The sequence below is a fragment of the Pseudoalteromonas sp. S2721 genome (assembly GCF_005887425.1).
GTDB lineage: Bacteria > Pseudomonadota > Gammaproteobacteria > Enterobacterales > Alteromonadaceae > Pseudoalteromonas > Pseudoalteromonas simplex.
On the sequence record NZ_PNCZ01000017.1, the window covers coordinates 1 to 24,867 of the forward strand.

The following is a 24,867-nucleotide window of genomic DNA, read 5'->3' on the forward strand; positions in this document are numbered from 1 at the left end:
AGTGGATTCGAACCACCGACCCCTACCATGTCAAGGTAGTGCTCTAACCAACTGAGCTACGGTTGTATTTTGATTTAAAACTGTTGTTAGCGTGGCTAAACAACGGAGGCTAATATATAGCGACTGGTTGTGTGAATCAAGCAGCTTTAGCTATTTTTGTGCTAAGTGCTGGTTTTTTATTCATAACGGACTAATTTCGCACGTTCTGTAAAAACCTTGCCACCAAGCAACATGGCTTTTCGCAGAGTGCTTAAGACTTTGTAAAATTGCGTCATTACTGTCGCTATCTACAAACTGGGCCAATTCGGTGTCACGCCATATTTGCTGGTAAAGAGGTTGTAGAGTTTCTAATCGACCCACTAAGAATGATTGATAAGGCTGTAGTTGCTCTAAATAAAACTTTTTAAACACATTACTCAACGTTTGTGCTTTTTGTTTATTCTTGTTTGCAGGGCAGAGATCATCTTTTGAATACTTCATGAGCAGCGCTGTTAATTGTTGATTGTAATGTGTTTGCACACGAGCCGCAGAAATGAGTAGCTTGTTGTATTTAAAACGATTTAATACTTCGAGTTGGTTGATGATTTGCTCTGGCTTTATAGCGTTTATTTTGCCGGTATTAATTTGATTGTTTAACTTAGCAATTTGCTCCATCGCGCTCACGGTTTCGCTAAAACCTGCGGTGTTTTCATCAATGTGTGTCGAGCTTAGCTGCCAGCTTTGCTTAAACTCGCTTTCGTTGAGCAGCATAGCTCTAAAGTAGTTAGCAAGGTTTGCTTGCTTTTGTATTGCGGTGAGTTTTATTTTTTCAAATAGCTCATCTTGTTCTTCAAAGCTTTCTAAGCACTCCTTTGCGCTTTGAATAAACTTAATTTGATAACTAAGAATGTTAGCAGGCGTTGCAGTTTTGCCAAGCTGGTTATTGTGCTCAGCAATAAGGGTTGCAAGTTTACACTGTCGTAACTGGGCAAGTTCAAGCATACCAATGGTTGCTTTATCTTCAGTATTTTCAGTAACGTGGTTAACAGTTAGTGTACTTGGTTTAGATAGCTTAAAACTTTCGGTTTTAAGCACGTTTTCTAATCTTTGCGCGTAGGTGTGATTTACATCACCGGAAGAGGGCGTGCAGGCAATAAGTGCCACGCACGCTGTTGCGATGATAGAGTTTAAAAGGCTATTGGTTTTGCAAAAAAGGTGCATGTTTAAATCGCCTATGAACCGTGAACATCAACATAATTGCTGCGGCACTTAACCCCACAATAATGCCTATCCAAAAGCCATGAGGGCCCAGTGCTGGAACAATTAAATCTGTACGAGCAAGTACGAAGCCAAGCGCAAAGCCGATCAACCAATAGGATACAAAGGTGATATAACCAATTGGTGCCGTGTATTTCAATCCACGTAAAATACCATTGGCAGAAACTTGCAGGGCATCTGGTAACTGGTAGATACAAGCAAGTACCATGATTGAAGAAGCAAGAGTTAATACTTCAGGGTTGTCAGAATACAATTGGCTTATAATATCTCGGGTAAAAAAGGTCACACTTGCCAGCAGAAAAGCAATAATTGCCGCGAGAATATAACTTGTTTTAACGGCATTTTTTAACTGTTGATAATGTTGTTGGCCAAATAAATTGCCTATTCGAATGCTAATCGCAATTGAGAGGCTCAACGGCATCATAAACAATAAAGTCGTCACACTGGCTGCAATTTGGTGACCGGCAACAGCAACAGCACCTAAGTGCGCTATAAACAAAGGAATACAGGCAAATAGCGTAACTTCAAAAAAAGTAGCTAATGAAATTGGAATACCCACTTTGGTGATAGTCCATAAAGTAGCGGGCTTTGGCGCTCTAAAATTTGCTAATAATGCTTTGGCATCAATCTTTTTGTTAAAGTGACAATAAACAACCTGAGTTAACGCCATTGCTGAAAATACCAGCGCCGTGGCAATACCACAGCCCGCGCCACCGTAGGCTTGAAAACCTAATTTACCGTGTATAAATACGTAATTGGCAGGAATATTGACCGCTAAGCCAATTAAGCTAATGTAGAAAGCAGGTTTGGTCATTCCCATACCTTCAGTGATATTGCGGTACACACTGAAAAGTAAAAAACCAAAAATACCCCATTTTACAAAATGAATGTATTGCTCAGCTAAATGGGTAATAGACTGTGAGGTGTCTAATTGACTTAGCACAGTATCAGCAAGGCTTGCCAGCCCTAAACCGATTATGGCAAGTACTAACGCCAGATACAGACCTTGTTGAAAGTAGTGGCTAATACCTTGTTTATCGTTTGAACCAGCAAACTGCGCTATGATACCCGTTAACGCCAATAATATGCCTTGCAATGCAAGCATTAACGGATTCCAAATACCCGTTGCAATAGAAAGTGCTGCCAAGTCTGTTGCACTTACTTGGCCTGCCATCACGGTATCTACAACCGTCATTAAAATAAGGGTTACCTGTGCCAAAAAAACAGGAATGGCTAACGAAATTAACCTTTTGGCTTCCCAACTACAAAAAGACATAAAATACACAACTAAATAAACAGACAGCCATTGTAATCTATTCATAGATCAATAAAAATCGCAGTTATCTATTTAATGAAGAAAAGAGAAAGCGATGTTCACTGGAATTGTGCAAACGCAAGCCGTTGTGGTTGATGCTACTAACCAAGGCGGTGTACTAAGGCTAGCTTTACAAGTAGAACAGCAATACGCTGAAAACCTGAATATCGGCGCTAGCATAGCCATTAATGGTTGTTGTTTAACCGTGGTGAAGTTTGCATCAGACACTCAAGGGTGCTGTGTTATAAATTTTGATGTGATTGATGAAACATTGAAGTTAACCAACCTAGGTAAGCTGGCTGTCAATGAGACGGTGAATTTTGAACGTTCAGTGACTTTTGGGACTGAACTGGGCGGGCATATCGTATCGGGCCACATTCATTGTATGGCCGAGATACTTTCAATTAACCACCATCAAGACAACTGTAAAATGCAATTAGCATTAGCAAAAGAGTGGCAAAAATACGTGCTGTACAAAGGGTTTGTTAGCGTTAACGGGGCAAGCCTCACTGTAGGTGAAGTTGATGAGCAGGGCTTTTGGCTACACCTGATCCCAGAAACACTCTCTATTACCAATCTCGATAACTACCGCGAAGGGGATAAGTTAAATATCGAAGTCGATCAGCAAACTTATACCATTATCAACACGGTCGAAAATTATCTATCGCAACAAGCAAAATAAATACAATAAACGAGCTAAATAAGTATAAAAACGAGCAAATTAAAAAATTTGCTCGTCGTCACTATCGACATGTAATTCGAGTTTGTTGTGTGCGTAATCGATATGCATATTCAAATGGATGGGATTGCAACATGCTGCGCAATCTTCATAGTAATCTTGGTCACCGTCACTTGCATCAAGTGCTACGTGAATGTGGTGGCCACAGTGAGGGCATGAAATCCGTTGTGTGTATTGGTCTTTCATCAGCTTTTACCTTAATCAGGCATGCCTGAGTTCGTTAAATTGCAATCTTCATTAAACCCTAACTCATCAAAAATGAATCTAGATTTAATTAGATTGATATAACTCACTAACCGAATTTATTTAAGCGTAGTGCTACCAATTCGGTTAGCATCTTTATTAATACGCTTTATAAGCTAAATATAGCTGTGTTTAGCGGTTTGTGACATTCCTTTTACAGTGATTTTTAGCTTATTTCAGGAGCTGATCAATTTGTTGTTTTGCTTCAGTAAGATAGTGCCCTGCAAAGATATTGGCATTATTGAGCATAGGGTATAGTTGGTAGATGGCTCTACGTTGCTCGTAGCCTACCTGCAATGGGTAGATATCGTTATAGGCGTCATAAAAGCTATCGGGAAGTGGTGCATAAAGCTCACTCATTGCGATATCGCATTCCCGATCACCATAATAACAAGCAGGGTCAAATACACTGGGTACATTATTATAAAAGCCCATATTTCGACGCCAAAAGTCACCGTGTAATAACGAAGGCTCTACAATATGGCTATGCAGTGCGTCTTTAACAAAAGCGATGAAGGTGTCTTGATTAACAAGCTCAATGCCTTTTTCTTGTAATAACTGCAATTGCCAACCAATGCGTTCTTCAGCAAAAAATACATCCCATTTTTTGTGCCAACGATTTGGTTGTAGAGTAGGGCCAAGGAAGTTGTCGTTATCTAAGCCGAACATAGCTTGGGTATGCTTTTGGTGTAAATGGGCAAGGTGTTCTCCCATTTCATGCCAATTGGTATGGGGCTGTTTATCAAGTTCTAACCATTCAAGCACGATAAATGAAAACTCAATATTGCAACCTGTGGTGATGCAATCTGGGATCATAAATAAGCTTTCTTGAGTTAACAGCTCTAGATTAAAGGCTTCGCACTCTAGGCGCTCCAGATCACTTAAGTGAGCGACTTTCACAAAGAAGTGGTGTAAATCATCGCCAATTTGGAAGTATTTATCGTTATTGGGTGATTGTAATTGGCGCTTAAAGGTATGCTTAAAATCAAAATGCATCGCTTGGCTAATCTGTTCATTCACCGAATTCCACATAATTTTGTTCACCTTTTAACCATATAATTAAACTATGGCAAAAAGACGATGAATTAACAAACCCATAGCGTTAATATTGTTAAAGTTTATCGAAGTATTTATGAGGGGTCAGATGAATAAAAGTCTCATTACTAACTTAGTGGCACTTGCCTTAGTATTAGTCGGATTTTTATTTGAACAAGCAATTGTGCTTTCTGTTGGTTTATTTGCGTTATCGGGCGCAGTAACAAACTGGCTTGCTATTCACATGCTATTCGAAAAAGTACCATTTTTATACGGCTCTGGTGTTATAACATTAAAGTTTGCGTCTTTTAAGGTGGCGATTCGTAACTTGGTAATGACCGAGTTCTTCGCTGAAGAAAAAATCGATCAGGTTATGGCGCTCGCTAAACCAAATATTGATTTAGAGCCTGTGATCAGTGAAGTTAATTTAAGTCCGGCTTATGACTCTTTAATTGAGGTTATCGAAAACTCTCAATTTGGTGGCATGCTGTCGATGTTTGGTGGCCGTGATGCGCTCGAGCCAATGCGCGAACCTTTCATTGAAAAAATGAAAGCGGCGGTTATTGATATTTCGAAGAGCGACGAATTTAAAACCATTCTTGATGAAAAGCTATTTGCAAAATCTCACCTTGGTGGCTCATTGCACAGTACAGTTGAGCGTTTAGTTGATGAACGATTGAATGAGCTTACACCAACCATGGTAAAAGATATTATTCAAACCATGATCAAAGAACATTTAGGTTGGTTAGTAATTTGGGGAGGGGTGTTTGGCGGCTTATTTGGCCTGATAGCTGCGCTAGTCTAATGAAGAAGGAATTTGTAGCAGGCCTTCAAAGACCTGCTACTGTGTATTCATCATTATTTTGAGCCTGCAATTACAATCACAGTGTCATCAGATACGTTAGCGATATCTTGAATACTGGTTTTTGTTGCTATGTCAAAATTTAAGTATTTCGCAGAGTTATGCAACCCATAAGTGCTAACAAACTTATTAGTTGGCATATCATTGCAAAATAGTTTTTCTGTCATTACTCGTTTACTTAAGCGTAAATCGCGCATAGTTCCGATTACATTGAGTGGCTTATTTGATGCAATAGCCATACACGCTTGAGTGCCAACTGAGTTATCTGCTGCGACAAATTGGGCTGCACTTGCATCAGTTGCTGCTAGTGAAGAACCTAAAATTATTGCTGTACCTAGTGCTGTAGTTAACGTATTCATCTTTCTCTCCAGTTGTTGTCTATAACGTAACATTTGTGCGACCTGGCTATTACGGATACTGCACACTTCCTGTTTGCTGGGCACATTTAAAGTATTACGCTAAACAAAAACAATTGCTGTTAATGAAAATCGACAAGATGTAAGTAAGTATGTAGATGTGAACAAACAAAACTAACCGCTTGATAAGTGCTATTTTAAAGTGTGAATGTTGACACAATTAGCCTTAAAATTTTTTAATTAATTTTTAAAAATCCTGTATTAGCTCGTATTTAAGACTTGATATTTACGTGGCTGTTACATTTAAGTATTAACTCTAGCTTTTCTTTAAAAGGCTAATCAGAGTATAAGGAGCATCAGTGACCACAAAATTAGCAGGCTATTATCAACAAGCCTATGCATCTGAATCAAAACACTTTAATCAATGTTTTTATTGTGGTTGTGAAGCAACTGAGCGAGATTTTTGTCCGCCACTGCATATGCTGCAAAGCATTATAGATTTAGGCGAAGAGGCCGAATTTATATCAATTCCAGCATGTTATGAGTGCTTTGCATTACTGCATAACGAACGAGTGCTAACTATTGATGGGCGAGTGACAAAGCTAAAAAAGAAACTTTCTGCAAAATATGCAAAAGCGCTGAGAATTTATCACATGTGGCATGAAAGTGAACTTCACGATATGAGTGATGAGTTTGTGCACAGTATTAAAGCAGGCATGAAGTTAGGTGCAGAGGCGGCAGAGCGATTAGCATTTCAAGGTTATAGTTATGCAACTGAAGATGCCAGTGTCACTATTCGCGAGAAACGTGCCGAATTTGATGTGCAAGGCAAAGTCTTTTATGACTTTAAAGACGCGCTTAATTACTGCATTAATGATTTACAAGTCGACAGAACAGAATTCTATAAGCTGGTGGTCGAAGATTATAATGGTGATTTTAACCGTGCATTGAGTCAATACCGCCATCGACACGAAAAAATAACCGCAGCTAACGATGCAGATTCACTGATTAAAAGTTTTGCCAAGCAGCACAAGCAAAACTCAGACTTTGTAACTCGAACTGTGAAACATTTTATCAACAAAGATCCGAGCTTAACTACCGAAGGTGCGTTAGAGCAGTTATATAACAACTACATAAAGAAATAGTGCTCTGTGAGGCTGGTTATTCGTCTTGAATATTGGTGACTGGCCTCGTTTACTCGCATTAGAATTAACAATTAGTTAAAGTAATTAAATAATAAAAAAGAGGAACGTAAGAATGCAAAAATTTGCACCATCCTTGTTGGTTATGGCGCTTGGTGTCGCGTTAGCGGGTTGTCAAGACAATGGCCCACAAGATCCAAAAGTCTCAATTAACAAAAACCCATACCCAAGCACTTATCAGCCACTTGCATCACAAAGTACGTTAATCACTAATGCCACAGTTTTAACCGGCACAGGTGAGCGTTTAGATAACGCAGATGTATTCATTGTTGATGGCAAAGTACAACAAGTAGGTAAAGACCTTTCTGTACAAGCTGATAAAACAATTGATGCAGAAGGTAAATGGGTAACACCGGGTATTATTGACGTGCATTCACATTTAGGTGCATACCCAACTCCATCAGTAGCATCTCACCAAGATGGTAATGAAATGACCAGCCCTGTGACTGCAGAAGTATGGGTTGAGCATTCAGTATGGCCACAAGATCCTGGCTTTAACCGTGCTCGTGAAGGCGGTATTACGTCATTACAAATTCTACCAGGTTCAGCAAACTTAATTGGTGGCCGCGGTGTAACGCTTAAAAACATTCCCTCGCACACGATGCAAGGTATGAAGTTTCCTGAAGCACCATATGGTTTAAAAATGGCATGTGGTGAAAACCCAAAACGTGTTTATGGCCGCAAAGGTGTTTTACCATCAACGCGTATGGGTAACATGGCGGGCTACCGCACAGCGTGGATTGAAGCGACTGAATACAAACGTGAATGGGATAAATACGAAAGTGATTATGCCGCAGGTAAAAACCCTGCAGCACCTCACCGCGACATCAAGCTAGATACGCTAGCAGGTGTGTTAGAAGGTGACATATTAATCCATAACCACTGTTATAAAGCAGAAGAAATGGCCATGATGATCGACCTCGGTAAAGAGTTTGGTTATCACTCAGGTACTTTCCATCACGGTGTTGAAGCATACAAAATTGCTGACTTACTTGCTGAAAACGGTAACTGTGCGGCACTTTGGCCAGATTGGTGGGGCTTTAAAATGGAAGCCTACGACATGGTTCAAGAGAACGTAGCAATTGTAGATGCTGTTAAAAATTCATGTGCCGTTGTTCACTCTGATTCTGATACAACGATTCAACGCTTAAATCAAGAAGCCGGTAAAGTGATGTATCGCGCGAATGATGTGGGTTACGACATCTCTGAGCAACACGCAATTAAGTGGATCACTTCAAACGCGGCTAAATCGCTAGGTATTGATGATAAAACAGGTTCACTTGAAGCAGGTAAGCAAGCTGATGTGGTTATTTGGAACCAAAACCCATTCAGTGTTTATGCGAAAGCTGAACAAGTATTTATCGATGGTGCCAAAGTTTATGATCGTAACGATGATAAATACCAAGCACAAAGTGATTTCATGCTAGGTCAAAAATAGGAGTAACATTGATGACAAAATTAACTAAATCATTAAAGCTGTCACTTGTTGCTGCTGGCTTATTTTCTGCGACAGCAAGTGCTGCATCAGTAGCGATTGTAAATGCAACACTACACACTTCAACAGAGCAAGGCGTACTTGAAGGCGCAAGCGTTGTTATTGAAGATGGCAAAATTGTTGCTATTAACCCTGCGTCTATCAACGCGGATACAACCATTGATGCAAAAGGCCAAATCGTGACTGCAGGCTTTATTGGTACTATGAACCAATTAGGCTTAGTGGAAGTGGGTGCTGTTGCAGGTTCGCGTGATGGTGGTGACGACAAAGCGGGCATTGACTTTGATCCAAGCCTTGCATTCAACCCACGCAGTAGCTTAATTCCTTATGCTCGCAAAGGCGGCATTACTCAAGATGTGATTGTACCAAACGGTGGTGACAGTATCTTTGCGGGTCTTGCATCTGTAGTTGATCTATCAGGCAGCTTTGAAAGCGTAAATAAAAAGCAAGTTGCACTTGTTGTTCATTTAGGTGAAAAGAGTAAAGGCTCACGTGCTATGTCGATGAAAACACTTATCGACAAGCTTGAAGGCGAAAAGTCAGCTAAAAAAGATGACAAAAAAGAGCCATCAACAGAGCAAAAAGTTTTAGCAGCTGTGCTTGCTGGTGATATGCCATTGATTGCCAGTGTTCAACGCGCATCAGACATCTATGAACTTGTTAAGTTAAAAGAAAGCTATGGCATCAATTTAGTGATTCATGGCGGTGATGATGCTGTTGTGGTTGCTGATACATTAGCTAAAGCGGATGTACCTGTGATCATCAGCTCTATGGCTAACTTACCGGGTAGCTTTGACTCTATGCATGCAAATCTTGCTAACGCAGGTAAGCTTGAAAAAGCGGGTGTAAAAGTCATTATTGGTGTTGCTGGTGACTCAAGCCACAATGTATACCAATTACGTTTTGATGCAGGTAATGCTGTGTCATACGGTATGAGCCAACAAGGTGCACTTAGCGCAGTTACCAGCAATATTGCTGATGTTTTTGGTTTAAACTCAGGCGCAATTGCCAAAGGTAAACGTGCAAACCTAGTTATGTGGTCTGCTGATCCATTTGAGCTTAACTCACACGTAAGCAAAATGTGGATCAACGGTGAAGAGGTTTCAACCGAAGCGCGTCAAGACAAACTACGCGATCGTTATACAACTGATTCAGCAATGCCACGCGCTTATACTAAATAAGTGCTCAACATATAAAAAGGCCGCAAATTTGCGGCCTTTTTTTAATACATATTTTCAAACTAAAAGCTAAAAAATTAGATTGCTTAGTTTATAAAGGCTAAGGCCAAATATAAGCAGTATTACTGGCACAATTACAAGGTTAAGTAAAAGCGAATTAGTGTATCCTTTCATCACCGATTTTTGATTCACTAACCAAACAAGGTAACAGGTAACAATTGGAAGTAATAATCCATTGGCAGCTTGCGCAAAGATGATAACCGCAACCGGATCAAGCCCAAGCGATGCGACCAGTGTACCGAAAACAAGGATAGTGATAGCAACCAGTTTAAAACGTGTATCACTCATTTGTGTTGACCAACCAAGCATGCCGCAAACAGCGTAAGCACCCGCAAGCGGTGCAGTTATTGCGCTAGTAAGTCCAGCTGCACATAAACCGATAGCAAAGAAATAATGAGCCATACCACCTAGAAGAGGTTCAAGTTGCACAGCCATATTGGCCGCTGAAATTTTACCTGCATCAGTACCGTAAAATGCCACAGAGGCTGTCGATAAGATAGCTAACGTGATTATGCCACCTAAAGTTATCGAAATACCGGTATCAAGGTTTGTTTCTTTGATTACTTTGTCGATATTTTTTGAACTATCGTGTTTTTCTGCAAGTACCCCAGAGTGTAAAAACAGGTTGTAGGGCACAATGGTTGTGCCTATCAAGGCAAGTACCGTGGTAATTGAATTATCAGGTAAGCTAGGTATAAATCCTTTTAGCACTTCACCAAGTGGCGGAGCCGCCATCACCAGCGTTGAAATAAATACTAAACTCATCAACACCACTAGAACAATTAACGCACCCTCAATGACTTTATGTTTGCCAGTGTACAAGAGCACTGCACTTAAAATTGCAATAAGGGGAGTCCAGAGTAGTGGACTTACAGAAGGGAGTATTTCTTGCAGTCCTAAACTGGCACCAGTCAGATTGCCTGCTTCATAGGCTGCACTGCCAATACCAATTGCACTGATCACTAATATGGCAGCCAGGGCTTTAAAAATCGGTGTTTGAATCGTGGTTCTGAGTGCAGATGCTAAATCTAGCCCTGTCGCCACACCTAGACGAGCAGCCATTGATTGCAACAAAATAGTCGCTACAACTGAGAACAATAACGTCCAAATAAGAGCAAAGCCAAAATTAGCACCTGCAACACTTGCCGTGGTGATGGTACCTGGTCCAATAAAAGCTGCGGTGACTAGCAGTCCGGGCCCTAAACGCATAATAAAACCTTTTATTATTATTTTTATACATTAACTATTAGCAAAACAGCTAATGTTTTAGAAAACAGACCATATAGAGTATAGACAGACTTAGTATGGGTAAAGTAAAACAGGTGAATCGCTTAAAGTTAGCGAGTTGAACTTAGACCAATCCACACTGTAATTTTTATATACAGTACGTAGTAATGGCACAGTACGCATAACGAAATTAAAGTAAATGCACCTAAAATCAATGGTTTGCTTTAAGTTTTGGCTTGGTAGGTATCTTGCAAAGTGTATATGCTTTTAACTAAAGGAAATGAAAATGCCTGAACTTACTCTTTCAGCATATGCGGCCGTGTATGTTTATCTGATTATGCTGACAATTCAGTGGGTGGTTGCCGCTGTCACTAAAGCCAAACAGCCCAATGCGGTGCCTGGTAAACTCGATAATTCATTAAGCCACGATAGCTTTGTATTTCGTTCACATCGCACATTTATGAATACCTTAGAAAATAGCCCGTTATTTTTAGGTAGCGTATTTCTGGGGTTCTTTTTAAACTTGAACAGTAGTGCATTTGCACTGTGTATTTGGTTGTATGTGATAGCCAGGATCATTCATATGCTGCTGTATTATGGTGTAGCAACTGAGAAGAATCCAAGCCCACGCAGCTATTTCTTTTTAATCGCTGCTTTGGCAAATAGTGTGATGCTTGTTTTAATTGGTTTACGTTTGATTTAAACAGCATTGCTAACATATATAAAAGGCATTGAATGAATGCTCATACAATGCCTTTTTTAATACTGAAAACCTAGCTACTCAACGCCAATAAAGCCACCTGTTTGGTGTGACCATAGGGCAGCATAGATACCATCTTGGGCAATTAGTTGCTCGTGAGAGCCTTGTTCAACCACGCCACCTTCATCAAGCACAATGAGTCTATCCATTTGCGCAATAGTTGATAGGCGGTGCGCAATGGCAATAACTGTTTTGCCGGTCATTAAATCGTCTAGGCTAGTTTGAATTGCGGCTTCTACTTCAGAATCAAGGGCACTGGTTGCCTCATCTAAGATTAGAATTGGTGCATCTTTTAGAAGGACTCGTGCAATAGCAATACGTTGACGTTGACCACCAGAAAGCTTCACACCGCGTTCACCAACTTGTGCGGCAAAGCCTTTATTGCCTTTGCTGTCTTCTAAGTCTTCGATGAACTCAATTGCTTCTGCTTGCTTTGCGGCTGCAAGCATTTCATCTTCAGTAGCATTGGGTCTGCCATAAAGAATGTTATCTTTTACTGAGCGGTGTAACAGCGAGGTATCTTGCGTCACCATCGCAATGTGCTTACGTAAGCTTTCTTGGCTTACCTCAGCGATGTTTTGACCATCGATAGAAATCGTACCTGAGTCAACATCATAAAAGCGCAGTAACAAATTCACTAAGGTAGATTTACCTGCACCAGAGCGACCTACTAAACCTATTTTCTCACCCGGTTTAATATCTAAATTTAAGCCATTGATAACAGGGCCGCGGAGGGTCTCGTTGGCAGCTTTACCATAGTTAAATTGCACATTCTCAAAGCTTATCGACCCTTCATTAACAGTAAGAGTGCTTGCGTTTTCTTTATCATCCACTTCAATCGGCGTTGATAGGGTTTTCATACCATCAGCAACAGTACCAATGTTTTCAAATAGACTACTGATCTCCCACATGATCCACTGTGCCATACCGTTTAGTCTCAGTGATAAACTCACCGCAATGGCGATAGCTCCAACACTGATGGCGCTAATTGACCATAGATATAAAGAGAGGGCAGCAATACTAAATACCAATAAGTAATTTAGCGTGTTGATAGAGAAGTTTAGGCTAGTAACTAAGCGCATTTGCTTATATACCGGTTGTAAAAACACATCCATACTATCTTTTGCATATTGTTCTTCTCGCTGTGTGTACGAGAACAATTTGATAGTAGAAATGTTAGTGTAGCTATCAACTACACGTCCGGTCATTTCTGAGCGCGCATCCGCTTGTGAGCTTGCTACCTTCTTGAGCTTAGGTACAAAATACATTTGAATAGCGGCGTACAAAACTAGCCAAACCAATAATGGCAACATTAAACGCCAGTCAGATTCTGCGACCAAAAACACCATGGCGCCAAAATAGACCACGATATACATTAGTACATCGAGCAGTTTCATCACCGATTCACGAACAGCTAATGAGGTTTGCATCACTTTAGTTGCAATACGGCCGGCAAATTCGTTTTGATAAAAACTAACACTCTGACGAAGCAAATAACGGTGCGCTAACCAACGGATAGACATAGGATAGTTGCCAAGCAGCGCTTGATGTAAAACCGCTGAGTGAAAGAACACGACAATAGGTAACACCACCAGCAACATAACCGCCATTTTTGTAAGCTCAGCCTGCTGTTCTACAAACAAGGTATCTGGGGTGTATTGACCAAGCCAATCGACAAGCTGGCCCATGTAACTAAATAGCGATACTTCTAAAATAGCGAGTGCAGCGGCGCTTAACGACATCAGCAGCAATGAAAGCTCCATGCCACGAGTATAGTGACGGCAAAAAGCAAATAAGCTATTAGGTGGCTGAGAGGGTTGCTCTTTAGGAAACGGATTAGTCATCCGTTCAAATAAACGATACATAGACGACGCTTTTTAAAAATCAAAGTGGCCTTACTATACCATTTGAGTGGTTTTTTAGCAGTTCATTTAATTTAAAAACTAAGATTAAAATCTATCAACTATTCAGTTATTTACATCTAGTGTGAGAAATGAAAATATAATAAGAAAAAGGAATTAATGATGAAAAAGTTGCTTTGTACGCTGTCCCTCGTTTTTAGCTTACCGCTTTGTGCCTTCCAAACCGACACCCACATATTTAAGGGCAAAAAAACTGCTATCGAGAAACCTGTAACGGTGACATTACCTGATGGCTATCAGGACTCAAAAAAATACAATGTTATCTATGTATTACATGGTTACAGTGGCAATCATAGCGATTGGACTAAGCTGACAAACATTGAAAAACTGGCAGACCAATATGATGTCATCATTGTTAACCCAGATGGCAACTTCGGTTCGTGGTATCTCGATTCTGATATCGACAAAAGCTCGCAATACGAAACCTACATCGCAGACGATTTACTAAATTATATTGATTCTAAATATTCGACTAATCGGTCTAAAAGTGGCCGTGCAATAACAGGCTTATCAATGGGTGGCTTTGGTGCCTTGCACATTGCAATAAATCACCCAGACCAGTTTGCAGCAGTTTCAGGGATATCTGCTGGGGTTGATGTTAGGCCCTTTAGTGCAGAGTTTGACCTTGAAAAAGTACTCGGCAGTTATGCTGAAAACAAAGAAAAATGGGATAGCATAGCCATCATTAATAATCTTCATAAAATTTCTGCAGGCAATACTGCATGGAAAAAAGGCGCTGATACCTTACCGATTATGCTTGATATAGGTGTTGATGACTTTTTTATTGAGCAAAATCGAGCGTTACATCAAGCGATGTTAAAAATGCGTATCCGCCATGACTATGTTGAACGTCCGGGTATTCATGACTGGTACTATTGGAATAAAGTGATTGCCTACCAATTTTTATTTTTAACCTCACATATGGCGCCATAAAAGATGCTTCAACGTATTCTGGTGTTAATTGCTATCGGCTTTTTCGCTTTTATTGGTTGGGTTATTTATCTTGCCAATACTGGGCAAAAGTCGGTGTTTTTCGAACTCGTTGCGGCCATTCCTTACGGTGATAAGTTGGGGCATTTTTGCTTATTTGGACTACTTACGTTATTCATAAACCTTGCCTTTAAGTTTAAAACATTGAACGTTGCTGGACGGCCTATTTATTTAGCTGTGTTGATTGTGAGTACGTTTGTGATTTTAGAAGAGCTAAGCCAATTTTTTATTGAATCGAGAACATTAGACTTTGTTGATTTAATTGCAGATTTTACTGGTATCGCAATATTTAGTGCCATATCTGCATGGCTTAGCAAAAAGTTATATCCACCTAAGGTCTAAACTTTCAGTGACTTGTTAGGTTTCGTCTATACTCAGTATAGTGCTAGCCTAAAAGTTGCGTATGAACAAAAATACCTCAGATTATTTGTCAGATATTATTGAGCTATTACTTGATGCTGTTTGCGTAGTAGATGTAAAAGGCACCTTGCTGTTTACTAATCCAGCCTTTGAAACAATTTTCGGATACGCACCAGAAGAAGCCATCAATAGAAAAATGTTGGACTTTGTTTATCCCGAAGATAGAGCAAAAACCATTAATGCTATCAATCAGATAATGACAGATAATCTACATCCAAGGTTTGTAAACCGGTGGGTGAAAAAAGACGGTACTGTGGTCCATGTCTTGTGGTCTGTCTATTGGTCAAAAGAAAAGCAAGTTAGAGTAGCGATTGCTCATGATATAACAGAACAGAAAAAGCTTGAGCAAAAACTCATATTCATGGCTGGGCACGATCCACTCACTAATCTCCCTAATCGTAGCTTTTTAATTACCCAACTAGAAGAGTCACTATCCACTGCTAATACTATTTCTGCAATTATTGCGGTATTGTTTATCGATATTGATGGCTTCAAGCAAGTCAATGATATTCACGGCCACAGTGCTGGCGACAAGCTATTAAAAACTATTGCCATGCGAATTCGCCATGTATTGGATAAAGACGACATAGTTGGCCGTTTGGGAGGGGATGAGTTTGTAATTGTTGTAAAAAGTGTAAAACGCAAAGCTGATGTAAAAAAAATTGCTGATAAACTAAGTCGTGAAATATGTAAGCCTTTAGTTTTTAATGATGATGAACTGTGTTATTCCCCAAGTATTGGTGCAGTTCTATTTCCTGAGCATTATGGTGATGCAGAATTCTTAATACAGTGTGCAGATAAAGCTATGTACAAAGCTAAGTATGAAGGGGGTAATCGCTTGGTGTTTTATGACGAGGGAATAAAGTTATCAGGCACTAAAAATATTAAATAGTATTAATAGCTTTATCGGAAAAATGTTTTAACCTATTAATTTGTTTTCTAACGCATTACTATTGCGCGAAATGAAATATTAGTTAGCCTTTAATGATTCATTGAAGGAGTGAAACTATGTTAAAGCGTAAAATAACAACAACGGGTGCTTTGTTTAGCTCATCGCTGTTATTGGTCTCGGCAGCTCATGCCACAACACCTCAATATAAAGATCAACAAGCTTTGCATGATATTGCAAGTGCTGTTTCTAAAACACGTATAGAGCAAGATATTCAAACGCTGGTTGATTTTGGCACTCGCCATACTCTCTCTGAGACGAAATCAGATACGCGCGGTATTGGTGCTGCAAGACGTTGGATCAAGTCTGAATTTGAGGCGATATCTAAAGCGTGCGGTAACTGCCTAGAAATCATCGAGGTAAAAGACACTATCTCCGGTGAAAAGCGTATTCCAAACCCGGTTGACGTGGTCAATATTGTGGCTATACAGCGTGGTCAAGTTGATGCAAATCGTATGGTTATAATGTCGGGTGATATTGACTCGAGAGTGTCTGATGTTATGGACTATATCTCAGATGCGCCAGGGGCTAACGATAATGCATCTGGAGTGGCTGGCGTGCTTGAATCGGCGCGAGTTTTATCAAAGTATAAATTTAACGGTTCAATTGTTTACGCAGCATTATCTGGTGAAGAGCAAGGCTTGTTTGGCGGTAAAATTTTAGCTAAATATGCACAAGAGCATGATTGGCGTGTTCATGGTGTTTTAAACAATGACATGATTGGTAATTCAACGGGCATTAATGGTGTAACAGATAACACAACTGCACGTATTTTCTCTGAAGGCACACGCGTTATTGAAACGAAAGACCAGGCTCATAAACGCCGTTTTACGGGGGGCGAGGTTGACTCAGCAAGTCGTAACCTTGCGCGCTACATAGATACAATCGCAGATCGTTACATCGAGAATCTAGATACCATGTTGGTATATCGACTCGATCGGTTTGGTCGAGGAGGGCATCACCGTCCATTTAACGATGTTGGCTTTGCCGCTGTGCGTATTATGGAGACAAACGAAAACTATAATCAACAGCATCAAGACTTACGTACTGAAAATGGTATTACTTATGGTGACACCATTGACCATGTTGATTTTGCCTATGCAGCGAAATTAACGTCACTCAATGCAGTAACAATGGCATCAATGGCATGGGCTCCGGCGCCACCAACGGGTGTTAGTATTTCAGGTGCAGTAAAGCCGAGTACAACATTAGCGTGGCATAAAAGTGATGATCCAACGGTGGTCAGTTATAAAATCTATTGGCGTTATACCAGTGAGCCACAATGGCAGTTTAGCCGCGATGTTGGCAAGGTAACCGAAGCAACCCTTAAAAATGTTGTTATCGATAACTACTATTTTGGTGTTGCGGCTGTAAACAAAGACGGTATTGAATCACCGGTTGTATTTCCTGGCGATGTTGGCGCGTTCGAATGGTCAGACAAATCAACTAAATAGCAATCGTTAAGTCATAGCGGACACCACCCAGTTCGCTATGAGCTGCTGTAATACGCCAGTTATGGGCTTCGACAATTTGTTTTACTATCGCAAGCCCAATTCCTGAACCTGACTGTTTCACTGTTTTTAAGTCAGGCACTCTATAAAGATGGTCAAAAATCTTTGCTAAACTCTCGTCGCTGACGCCAGGGGATGAATCTTCATAGCAGATTAAAAGCTGTGTTTGGTTTTGGCTAATCGTCAAATTAATCTTACCAGGGTGATTTGTGTACTTAAGCGAATTACTGATTAAGTTTGCAAATAACTGTGAAAGCCGTGTTGCATCGCACTCAAAACTTAGTTCATCAGCAACATTTTGTGTAAATGTCACTTCAAATTTTTCAAGCTGGATCAGCATATCTGCGTGTAAACTTTGGAAATACTCAGCCGCATTAATTGTTGTTACGTTGAGCTGAAAGCTGCTTTGTTCTAAAAGTGAAATTTTATTTAAATCAGTCACTAAAGTTGCCATGTCGGTGATTTTTTGGTTAAGTTTTTCGTAAGTAAGCTCATTAAATTGGGCTAGGCCTGCTTGAAGCGTTTCAAGGTGTAAGCGCAACCCTGTTAATGGACCACTTAGTTCGTGAGCTACTTGTGATAATAACTTACTACGTTGACTGATTTGTTTATCCAGATAATTTCGGCGCTGTTCAATAAGCTGTTTTCTCTGTCTTATTCTTAATAAAGCAATGCCCATTGCAGCTAAAAGCAGGCTAAATAATAAGACGCTGTATAAAATAGCTTGACGTTGTGCGGCAATAGCTTGGCTTTTTTCATTGTCTTGAAGTTTTAAATCTTGTATTGCTAAATCGCGGTCGCGCATTGCAATGGAGTTTTGTAGCTCAGCTAAACGCTGGTTGTAGTTGTTACGGGCAAAGCCTTTTTCAAGCTCTGTAATAGCACGTTGATACGACAGGGCTTGTTTATAATCAGCTTGTTTTTCTGTCACAGTGATCAAATGTTCTAGGGCAATGATTTGTTTTTGCAGCTTATTTTTTTGTTTACTTAACTGGTAGGCTTGCTCAGCATAATGTTTAGCTTGTTCGTGCTCAGTAGAGCCAATGTACAGCTTAGCTAATGTAAGTAATACATCTATATATAAGTGATCGTCTTGCTTGAGTTCAATGAGCACTTGTTTTTCAATGCTTAATGCTTGGTCAGGTTTATCTATTTCGAGCAAATTTATCGCAATATTATGGTTTGCCCAGGCAGTATTTCGCGTACTGTTATAACTAGCGAAGACCAGCTTAGCCTCTTGTGCGTATGCAAGTGCTGCAGGGTAGTTTTTAAGTCCATATTCGCATTGGGATAGCTTAACTAAACTATGTCCGATATCAGATAGTGAACCCGTTTGCCTATCAAAACTAAGGGCTGTAATAAACTCGCTCTTTGCTTTTTCGTATTGTTCTAAATCTAAATAACTTTGGGCAATTGAATAACTTATACCTGCTTGTAATGAAATAGACGGCGACATTTGCTGAATAACTTCACGGCGTTTTAGCTTATATTCTAGGGCAAGGGTTAACCGGTCTAACTGTTCAAGATTACGCGAATAACCATGGTAGAGCATTTCTTTTTGCTTTAAGGATAATTCTCGATTGTTGTCGTGAATATAAACCTCAAGCAAGTTTAAGGCTGCTTGATATTCACCTGCATTATGATAAGCACTGACAAGGCTCGCAACGGCATCAATTTCGTAATCGGTGAGTTGCAAACGCTGAAACAGCGCGACATTTTGTTGAGATAAGTGAATTGCAGATTCTAATTTATTTGCACTATATGCCAATCGAGCTTTGACTAAATACAATTCGCTATAAATAGAGGAGTCACTTTTATATTTTGGAGAAGACTCAAGTTCTTCTACTATATTTTGCGCCTGTTGAAACTGACCTAGGTGTATATGAACGTGAATTAATCTAACATTAAAGCTTAATCGCTCAGCAAAACTGGCAGATTCAATAAGGCGTTTATCTATATTTGTTAAATATTTATAGCGTTCTTGGTAATCGCTTATTGTTCTAGCTTCATCAATGTGGCCTTGTAGAGTTGACGCAATTGATGCAAATGACAAGGTACACAGCAGAATAACAAGAGCTTTAAAGTTCATTTTTAACATTTATTATTATTTTTTCTGAAGCAATTCTAGCACATCATGCTTTTGTGTTGAGTAAATTTGTTTTTTGTGATTAAAAAGAATTGCATTTTGCGATATAGATGGTTGCATCTTGCAAAAAGAATCTACAAAAAATATTTAAAACCTTATTTTTTAATGAGTTATATTTTGGAACAATTGCTGCTTTAAATAATTACATAACCACAGGAGAGTGTAATTATGAAAAGCAAAATACCCGTCTGTCTTTTATCAGTGCTTGCCACTAGTTATGTAAGCGCAGCTCCGTTTGAAGAATGCCCAAGTAAAGCATTTCTAATACAAGGTACACCTGCACAAATGTTTGGAATTGATTTGGTCTCTGCTAAAGCGACAGTATTAGCACCGTCATTAAACTTTAGTGACGAAACAAACAATGAAAGCGTAAATGCTGTGGGTTTTAACTATAAAGACCAATATATGTATGGCTTTAGTAAGCAAAGCCCGAAGAGTGTTGTCAAAATTGGTGATGATTATCAACTAGAACGACTCGTGGTTAACGGTCTGCCTGATACTAACTTCTATGTGGGTGACATCCATGTAAATAGTGAAACTAATCAGGCGGTATATTATTTGTATCATCCCAAATTCGGATTGTACGGTATTGATTTGACAGAGCCTGCTGATGAATATCAAGCTGATTTAGTTGCGGGTTCAGCTAGCTGGGGGTTAGCTATTTATGATTTTGCTTTTCATCCTAATAGCAACCTTTTGTATGCAGTTGAATCAAATGGCGACTTATACGAAATAGATCTTAATAATCAGACACCCACATTTGTGGCGAACTTAGATATAGCTGGTGATACCGGAGCGAATGGTGCTGGGTATTTTGATGTAAAAGGACAGTTTTACTTTAGTAATAACCGAAGCGGTAAAATACACAAAGTAGACCTTAGCATTAGCCCTGTAAACGGTTACACGCCAACTGCTGCGGTGTTTACTTTAGGGCCTACATCAAATCAAAATGATGGTGCACGCTGCGCAATTGCTGAGGTAAAGGTAACGGATAATTCAATCGATTTTGGTGATGCACCTGCTCCTTATCAAACCTCACTCGAAGACAGTGGCGCAAGACATTTATTTGACCCAAATGCAGATCAAACTAATTTGGTTTACTTAGGTGCTACAGTAGATGGCGAGAATATTAATACACGTTCAGACTTACTTTTAACACCTGATGATCAATCAGATGACGGCGTTAAGTTCGTCACTGATTTGGTAGCAGGCAATACCAGTCAAATTATTGTTACCTCTGCAAATGACGAGACATATCTATACGCATGGTTTGATTGGGATCAGAATTACCAATTTGATGCGGATGAAATTACGGTGTCTAAATATCGGTTAAACCAAGGCGATAATAGCATTTTGGTTAATGTTCCAGATGATGCCGTTATGGGAACAACCTGGTCTCGCTTTCGTGTAACTGATGGTAGTGAAACCAATCCAATTACAGCAACTGGTGGTGTTATTGGTGGGGAGGTAGAAGATTACTCTGTAACAACATTGGGAAGCCTAGTTTACCCAGGAGAAAATAGCTGGGTAACACTTGCATTTGAGGATAAATGGCCATTTTCTGGAGATTATGACTTCAATGATTTAGTTATAAACTATCGAACTACAATTATAGATCAAAATGGTGTGGCTACAGGTTACAAAATAGAAGGTGAGCTAGTTGGGATAGGTGCTGATTTTCATAATGGCTTTGCAGTTAGGTTATATGAGACTGTGGAAGGTTCAAATGATAAACGCATTTTACGTAGCCAAATTAATGCTGAAAAAACTAGTTTACTGATTAATGGTCTTGAACAAACGCACGAGATCTTAGAGCAAAATACTGAAGATGCTATTTTCGTGATTATGCCTGATACTTGGGATTACATTGATAAACAGTCTAATTGTAATTATTTTAGAACCGAGACGGGTTGTGATAGCAACAATAAAGTCACGTTTTCATTGTTTATTGATTTATTACCAGGTACAGCGACCGCTGATGCACCTAAGTACACATTAGATCCTTTCATATTTGCAGCTGATGGACACTATCATGGTGAAGCCTTGGTTGGTAAAGACCCTAGAAGCTGGGAGGTTCACCTTAAGAATCAGCAGCCGACAGAAAAATTTGATATGCAACTATTTTCTTTCGCAGAGTCTGATGATGCATCTGACAGTTCGCTGGGTTTTTACTTCCAAACCGAAACAGGTCTACCTTGGGCAATTGAAGTAGGTACTTCTTGGGCTCACCCTAAAGAAGGGGTAGATATTACCCATGCATACAGCGACTTTAAAGCATTTGCAGAATCAAAAGGGCAAGAAAAGCCAATGTGGTTCAACAATGCTAAGCCTGCTAACGTGATTTCAAGAGGAGAATAATTATGAAACATTATACTTTAGTGATCATAAGCTTAATGTTAGCTGCGTGTGGTGGCGGTGGTGAAGGCGACTCTGCAACTGAAAGTGCTGGAACAAATGTAACGCAAGCACCTACAACAGATACAACACCACCTGAGACAACACCTCCGGCTACTGGCGTGGATCCTGAGACGATGAATGATTTAACGATTGCTCCTGAGTTTAATTTAAGTAGTAAATTAGAGCTCGATGTAGATGTAGATTTGAATATTGGTGACACCAGAGCCTTTTTAAACATATGTCTTAAAGGCGACGACGATAAAGCCGATTATAACCAGTGTTTGCTTCGTGCACCATTGGTACAGAGCAAGCTGTCATCTAGTTTAATGTTAGCTAACAGTGGATTAGAGCTGGTGGCCGAGGTGTGGTTTTATGACACTCAGAGTGAGCCTTTACGTTATTATTGGAAAAATGATAGTGAGCAGCCAATGGTGTTTACGATTAGGTAAGAGTGATCGATTCTTTACGTAAATTAGTTTAATTTGTAAGAATGTTATTTTCAACAGCTTGAAGAGGAATGAGTGATGGAATACATAGAGCAAGTGTTAAAATCAGTAAAGAGTTCTAATCCAAATGAAACGGAGTTTTATCAAGCTGTTGAAGAGGTTCTGTCTTCGATTAATCAATATCTCGAGATTAATGATAAGTATCAAAAAAACTCTATTGTTGAACGATTAGTAGAGCCAGAAAGGCAAGTCATATTTAGGGTTCCTTGGCTTGATGATCTTGGAAATGTTCAGGTTAATCGTGGTTTTAGAATTGAATTTAGTTCATCGTTAGGTCCTTTTAAGGGCGGCTTACGATTTCACCCCAGCGTTAACCAAAGTGTGGTTAAATTTTTGGGCTTTGAGCAAGTCTTAAAAAATGCATTGACAGGTTTACCGTTAGGTGGTGGTAAAGGTGGTGCTGATTTCAACCCCAAAGGCAAAAGCGACCATGAAATTATGCGTTTTTGTCAGTCATACATGACTGAGCTTTTCCGTCATATTGGTGCTAATACAGATGTACCTGCTGGTGATATTGGCGTTGGGGCGAGAGAAATTGGTTATTTGTTTGGGCAGTACAAGCGGATCACAAACCAATTTAGTGGCGTTTTAACAGGAAAACCTGAATCATTAAATGGCTCTTCTTTAAGAACAGAAGCAACAGGATACGGCGTTGCTTACTTTCTAAGTGCTATGTTAGATGCGAAAGGTGACTCTATAACAGGAAAACGGTGCTTAGTGTCTGGTGCTGGTAATGTTGCACTTTATCTGATGAAAAAGCTTGATGAGTACGATGCTGTGATTCTTAGCTGTAGCGATTCGAAGGGCACGCTATATTGTAAGAATGGGCTTGACGTAAAATTAGTGATGCATCTAAAAAGTGAACGTGGTGCTGAGCTTAGAGATTATTTGAATGAACATAAAGATGCTGAGTTCACACCTGTCAATCAATACCCAAGTGACGGTCATCAAGTTTGGCGATATGAAGCAGACATTGCTTTGCCATGTGCGACGCAAAATGAAATTACTAAAGATGATGCTAAAGCTCTTGTAGAAAACAGATGTTTAACTGTGTGCGAAGGTGCGAATATGCCAACTACACCTGAAGCAATGAAGATTTTCAAAGAGCACAACGTTTACTTAGGGCCAAGCAAAGCCGCAAATGCTGGAGGTGTGGCGACGAGCCAATTCGAAATGGCTCAAAATGCCAGTATGCAAAAGTGGCAATCTGAGCAAGTTGATGTAAAACTTCAGCAAGTTATGAAATCCATTTTTAATACTATTTCAGTTACTGCCAAGCAGTACTCTAATGAACACGACTTGGTGCTTGGTGCGAATATAGCAGGGTTTGAACGAGTTGCAGATGCAATGTTAAAGCAAGGTGTTGTTTAGTGATTTGACAATATAATTAGACACCCACTTTTTTCTAAGAATATAAAATGTAATTAAAGAGACATCCATTTTTTACATAAACAATAAAGACACCCATTTTATTTATTGATATGAGTGCAGTATCGCATAATTGAGATTTATCTCGGCTAGATGAAAGTAGGGAGTTGGTACTTAATTACTGCTCTCTCTGAAAAATTAGCTATTTAATTTATATCATAAGTAATTTCAGAACGTCGATATTTTTATTTATATCAATAGATATTTATTAGTATTGTTTTGTAGTTTTAATAGATTAACAAAATAAAGCTTGGCTCTTAGCTATAGAGCTTCTCCGTTTTCGTTTCATGTGATTTGTGTAAGCTGTGATTGCTTGTTCTTTACCCGCTGTATTTTTAAATGAGCGGGTAAAGGAAGTGGCGAGTGTAAGCCAGTTGTCAGTACAAATATTTAGTCTTTCAAGTATTGGTAATGCATCTTCAGGGATTTTCCCTGGTTTATCTTCTCGTATTGAGCGACCAGTCCAATCAACGAGTTGCAGGTATGTTTTGAGCTCATATGGCAGACCTTTAGGCATATGCTTACGTGGTTTACCTGCAAAGCGCATAAGTGATTTTGGTTGCTTATTATTTTGAGCTGACTCAATGCGTGTTTTTATACTGGTGTAGTCAGATTGCTCAGGTAAATCAGCCGCTTTCGCTCTTACAGGGTTTAGCTCAACATACGCAAGACAAGCTGCAAGAGCTGCTTCATCAAGTAATGCTTGTGACTTAAAGCGACCTTCCCAAAAGCGTCCTTTACACTCATCTTCTTGATTTGCTTGTCGTGCAATACTCTCATTAAGAACGCGCATAAACCAACTGATGCTACTGAGCCTCTCACGATAAAAATTAACTCTGGCATTAATCGCAGAAAGCTCTGCGTTTGGT

General features: G+C 39.7%; 22 protein-coding genes. 13 read left to right on the forward strand and 9 right to left on the reverse strand.

The annotated features are described in order from the left end of the window. Positions 1 to 180 precede the first annotated feature (180 nt). Positions 181 to 1,200 carry a DUF3080 family protein gene (locus tag CWC02_RS08235; protein WP_138617572.1) on the reverse strand — a complete coding sequence of 340 codons (1,020 nt, stop codon included), beginning with the start codon at positions 1,198 to 1,200 and terminating at the stop codon, positions 181 to 183. Next, a complete protein-coding gene (locus CWC02_RS08240; RefSeq protein WP_138617596.1) occupies positions 1,175 to 2,533 on the reverse strand; it encodes an MATE family efflux transporter in 1,359 nt (452 codons plus the stop codon). The genes CWC02_RS08235 and CWC02_RS08240 overlap by 26 nt, the downstream gene beginning before the upstream one ends. Before the next feature lie 94 nt (positions 2,534 to 2,627). Here CWC02_RS08240 and CWC02_RS08245 point away from each other — a divergent pair, with 94 nt between their 5' ends. Then, a complete protein-coding gene (locus tag CWC02_RS08245) occupies positions 2,628 to 3,254 on the forward strand; it encodes a riboflavin synthase subunit alpha (RefSeq protein WP_138617573.1) in 627 nt (208 codons plus the stop codon). Positions 3,255 to 3,293: 39 nt separating this feature from the next. Here the strand turns inward: CWC02_RS08245 and CWC02_RS08250 are convergent, their stop codons facing one another. Together CWC02_RS08250 and CWC02_RS08255 are read right to left on the reverse strand one after the other, a co-directional pair. Beyond that, positions 3,294 to 3,497: a CPXCG motif-containing cysteine-rich protein gene (locus CWC02_RS08250; protein ID WP_054561385.1), complete on the reverse strand. Its 204-nt coding sequence runs from the start codon at positions 3,495 to 3,497 to the stop codon at positions 3,294 to 3,296. A gap of 228 nt (positions 3,498 to 3,725) precedes the next feature. After that, positions 3,726 to 4,586 carry a fructosamine kinase family protein gene (locus tag CWC02_RS08255; protein WP_054554735.1) on the reverse strand — a complete coding sequence of 287 codons (861 nt, stop codon included), beginning with the start codon at positions 4,584 to 4,586 and terminating at the stop codon, positions 3,726 to 3,728. Between the two features lie 112 nt (positions 4,587 to 4,698). On the opposite strand from CWC02_RS08255, the gene CWC02_RS08260 reads away from it, so the two are divergent. Then, the gene (locus tag CWC02_RS08260; RefSeq protein WP_138601847.1) at positions 4,699 to 5,394 is read left to right on the forward strand and encodes a DUF445 domain-containing protein; all 696 of its coding nucleotides are present in this window, start codon (positions 4,699 to 4,701) and stop codon (positions 5,392 to 5,394) included. Between the two features lie 53 nt (positions 5,395 to 5,447). Here the strand turns inward: CWC02_RS08260 and CWC02_RS08265 are convergent, their stop codons facing one another. Continuing rightward, positions 5,448 to 5,810: a DUF3718 domain-containing protein gene (locus tag CWC02_RS08265; protein ID WP_054554737.1), complete on the reverse strand. Its 363-nt coding sequence runs from the start codon at positions 5,808 to 5,810 to the stop codon at positions 5,448 to 5,450. A gap of 356 nt (positions 5,811 to 6,166) precedes the next feature. Here CWC02_RS08265 and CWC02_RS08270 point away from each other — a divergent pair, with 356 nt between their 5' ends. From CWC02_RS08270 to CWC02_RS08280, 3 genes are all read left to right on the forward strand, one after another. Continuing rightward, complete coding sequence (locus CWC02_RS08270; protein WP_138601849.1) at positions 6,167 to 6,952, forward strand: hypothetical protein; 786 nt, start codon at positions 6,167 to 6,169, stop codon at positions 6,950 to 6,952. A gap of 112 nt (positions 6,953 to 7,064) precedes the next feature. Then, complete coding sequence (locus tag CWC02_RS08275) at positions 7,065 to 8,447, forward strand: amidohydrolase (RefSeq protein ID WP_138617575.1); 1,383 nt, start codon at positions 7,065 to 7,067, stop codon at positions 8,445 to 8,447. Positions 8,448 to 8,458: 11 nt separating this feature from the next. Next, on the forward strand, positions 8,459 to 9,685 hold the full coding sequence (locus tag CWC02_RS08280; protein ID WP_138617577.1) for an amidohydrolase family protein: 1,227 nt from the start codon (positions 8,459 to 8,461) through the stop codon (positions 9,683 to 9,685). A 66-nt stretch (positions 9,686 to 9,751) separates the two neighbouring features. Here the strand turns inward: CWC02_RS08280 and CWC02_RS08285 are convergent, their stop codons facing one another. After that, positions 9,752 to 10,951, reverse strand: a complete 1,200-nt coding sequence (locus tag CWC02_RS08285) for an Nramp family divalent metal transporter (protein ID WP_138617579.1) — start codon at positions 10,949 to 10,951, stop codon at positions 9,752 to 9,754. 304 nt (positions 10,952 to 11,255) lie between these two features. Between CWC02_RS08285 and CWC02_RS08290 the strand changes: the two genes are divergently transcribed. Beyond that, positions 11,256 to 11,672, forward strand: a complete 417-nt coding sequence (locus CWC02_RS08290) for an MAPEG family protein (RefSeq protein WP_054554742.1) — start codon at positions 11,256 to 11,258, stop codon at positions 11,670 to 11,672. Positions 11,673 to 11,746: 74 nt separating this feature from the next. Here CWC02_RS08290 and CWC02_RS08295 read toward each other — a convergent pair whose 3' ends face one another. Further along, the gene (locus tag CWC02_RS08295; RefSeq protein ID WP_138617581.1) at positions 11,747 to 13,594 is read right to left on the reverse strand and encodes an ABC transporter ATP-binding protein; all 1,848 of its coding nucleotides are present in this window, start codon (positions 13,592 to 13,594) and stop codon (positions 11,747 to 11,749) included. A 156-nt stretch (positions 13,595 to 13,750) separates the two neighbouring features. Here CWC02_RS08295 and CWC02_RS08300 point away from each other — a divergent pair, with 156 nt between their 5' ends. The 4 genes from CWC02_RS08300 to CWC02_RS08315 all read left to right on the forward strand — a co-directional run bounded on the left by CWC02_RS08300 (position 13,751) and on the right by CWC02_RS08315 (position 17,464). After that, positions 13,751 to 14,584, forward strand: coding sequence for an alpha/beta hydrolase (locus CWC02_RS08300; protein WP_249364088.1), 834 nt, complete (start codon positions 13,751 to 13,753; stop codon positions 14,582 to 14,584). A 3-nt stretch (positions 14,585 to 14,587) separates the two neighbouring features. Beyond that, the gene (locus CWC02_RS08305) at positions 14,588 to 14,983 is read left to right on the forward strand and encodes a VanZ family protein (protein ID WP_138617586.1); all 396 of its coding nucleotides are present in this window, start codon (positions 14,588 to 14,590) and stop codon (positions 14,981 to 14,983) included. 61 nt (positions 14,984 to 15,044) lie between these two features. Next, positions 15,045 to 15,953 (forward strand): sensor domain-containing diguanylate cyclase, encoded by a 909-nt coding sequence (locus tag CWC02_RS08310; protein WP_138617588.1) that lies wholly within the window; start codon positions 15,045 to 15,047, stop codon positions 15,951 to 15,953. Positions 15,954 to 16,069: 116 nt separating this feature from the next. Next, complete coding sequence (locus CWC02_RS08315) at positions 16,070 to 17,464, forward strand: M28 family metallopeptidase (protein ID WP_138601865.1); 1,395 nt, start codon at positions 16,070 to 16,072, stop codon at positions 17,462 to 17,464. Here CWC02_RS08315 and CWC02_RS08320 read toward each other — a convergent pair. Further along, entirely contained in the window at positions 17,457 to 19,610 is a 2,154-nt protein-coding gene (locus tag CWC02_RS08320) for an ATP-binding protein (protein ID WP_171043828.1), read from the reverse strand. The two genes, CWC02_RS08315 and CWC02_RS08320, sit on opposite strands and share 8 nt — an antisense overlap. A gap of 225 nt (positions 19,611 to 19,835) precedes the next feature. Between CWC02_RS08320 and CWC02_RS08325 the strand changes: the two genes are divergently transcribed. From CWC02_RS08325 to gdhA, 3 genes are all read left to right on the forward strand, one after another. Further along, complete coding sequence (locus CWC02_RS08325) at positions 19,836 to 22,025, forward strand: LruC domain-containing protein (protein ID WP_138617592.1); 2,190 nt, start codon at positions 19,836 to 19,838, stop codon at positions 22,023 to 22,025. A gap of 2 nt (positions 22,026 to 22,027) precedes the next feature. After that, positions 22,028 to 22,513 (forward strand): hypothetical protein, encoded by a 486-nt coding sequence (locus CWC02_RS08330; protein WP_054554751.1) that lies wholly within the window; start codon positions 22,028 to 22,030, stop codon positions 22,511 to 22,513. Between the two features lie 75 nt (positions 22,514 to 22,588). Next, positions 22,589 to 23,941 (forward strand): NADP-specific glutamate dehydrogenase, encoded by a 1,353-nt coding sequence (gene gdhA, locus CWC02_RS08335; RefSeq protein WP_138617594.1) that lies wholly within the window; start codon positions 22,589 to 22,591, stop codon positions 23,939 to 23,941. A gap of 292 nt (positions 23,942 to 24,233) precedes the next feature. On the opposite strand, the gene CWC02_RS08340 is transcribed toward gdhA, so the two are convergent. Then, positions 24,234 to 24,867 (reverse strand): transposase (locus CWC02_RS08340; RefSeq protein ID WP_502705403.1); only part of this gene is annotated, 634 nt, incomplete at its 5' end.

Excerpts from the sequence above, each read along its gene's own strand:
- CWC02_RS08310 (WP_138617588.1), top strand. The coding sequence starts at position 15,045 with ATGAACAAAAATACCTCAGATTATTTGTCAGATATTATTGAGCTATTA.
- CWC02_RS08330 (WP_054554751.1), top strand. The coding sequence starts at position 22,028 with ATGAAACATTATACTTTAGTGATCATAAGCTTAATGTTAGCTGCGTGT.
- CWC02_RS08240 (WP_138617596.1), bottom strand. The coding sequence starts at position 2,533 with ATGTCTTTTTGTAGTTGGGAAGCCAAAAGGTTAATTTCGTTAGCCATT.
- CWC02_RS08255 (WP_054554735.1), bottom strand. The coding sequence starts at position 4,586 with ATGTGGAATTCGGTGAATGAACAGATTAGCCAAGCGATGCATTTTGAT.
- CWC02_RS08295 (WP_138617581.1), bottom strand. The coding sequence starts at position 13,594 with ATGTATCGTTTATTTGAACGGATGACTAATCCGTTTCCTAAAGAGCAA.
- CWC02_RS08280 (WP_138617577.1), top strand. The coding sequence starts at position 8,459 with ATGACAAAATTAACTAAATCATTAAAGCTGTCACTTGTTGCTGCTGGC.
- CWC02_RS08265 (WP_054554737.1), bottom strand. The coding sequence starts at position 5,810 with ATGAATACGTTAACTACAGCACTAGGTACAGCAATAATTTTAGGTTCT.
- CWC02_RS08325 (WP_138617592.1), top strand. The coding sequence starts at position 19,836 with ATGAAAAGCAAAATACCCGTCTGTCTTTTATCAGTGCTTGCCACTAGT.
- CWC02_RS08275 (WP_138617575.1), top strand. The coding sequence starts at position 7,065 with ATGCAAAAATTTGCACCATCCTTGTTGGTTATGGCGCTTGGTGTCGCG.
- CWC02_RS08315 (WP_138601865.1), top strand. The coding sequence starts at position 16,070 with ATGTTAAAGCGTAAAATAACAACAACGGGTGCTTTGTTTAGCTCATCG.
- CWC02_RS08285 (WP_138617579.1), bottom strand. The coding sequence starts at position 10,951 with ATGCGTTTAGGGCCCGGACTGCTAGTCACCGCAGCTTTTATTGGACCA.
- CWC02_RS08260 (WP_138601847.1), top strand. The coding sequence starts at position 4,699 with ATGAATAAAAGTCTCATTACTAACTTAGTGGCACTTGCCTTAGTATTA.
- CWC02_RS08245 (WP_138617573.1), top strand. The coding sequence starts at position 2,628 with ATGTTCACTGGAATTGTGCAAACGCAAGCCGTTGTGGTTGATGCTACT.
- CWC02_RS08300 (WP_249364088.1), top strand. The coding sequence starts at position 13,751 with ATGATGAAAAAGTTGCTTTGTACGCTGTCCCTCGTTTTTAGCTTACCG.
- CWC02_RS08320 (WP_171043828.1), bottom strand. The coding sequence starts at position 19,610 with ATGAACTTTAAAGCTCTTGTTATTCTGCTGTGTACCTTGTCATTTGCA.
- CWC02_RS08250 (WP_054561385.1), bottom strand. The coding sequence starts at position 3,497 with ATGAAAGACCAATACACACAACGGATTTCATGCCCTCACTGTGGCCAC.
- CWC02_RS08235 (WP_138617572.1), bottom strand. The coding sequence starts at position 1,200 with ATGCACCTTTTTTGCAAAACCAATAGCCTTTTAAACTCTATCATCGCA.
- gdhA (WP_138617594.1), top strand. The coding sequence starts at position 22,589 with ATGGAATACATAGAGCAAGTGTTAAAATCAGTAAAGAGTTCTAATCCA.
- CWC02_RS08290 (WP_054554742.1), top strand. The coding sequence starts at position 11,256 with ATGCCTGAACTTACTCTTTCAGCATATGCGGCCGTGTATGTTTATCTG.
- CWC02_RS08305 (WP_138617586.1), top strand. The coding sequence starts at position 14,588 with ATGCTTCAACGTATTCTGGTGTTAATTGCTATCGGCTTTTTCGCTTTT.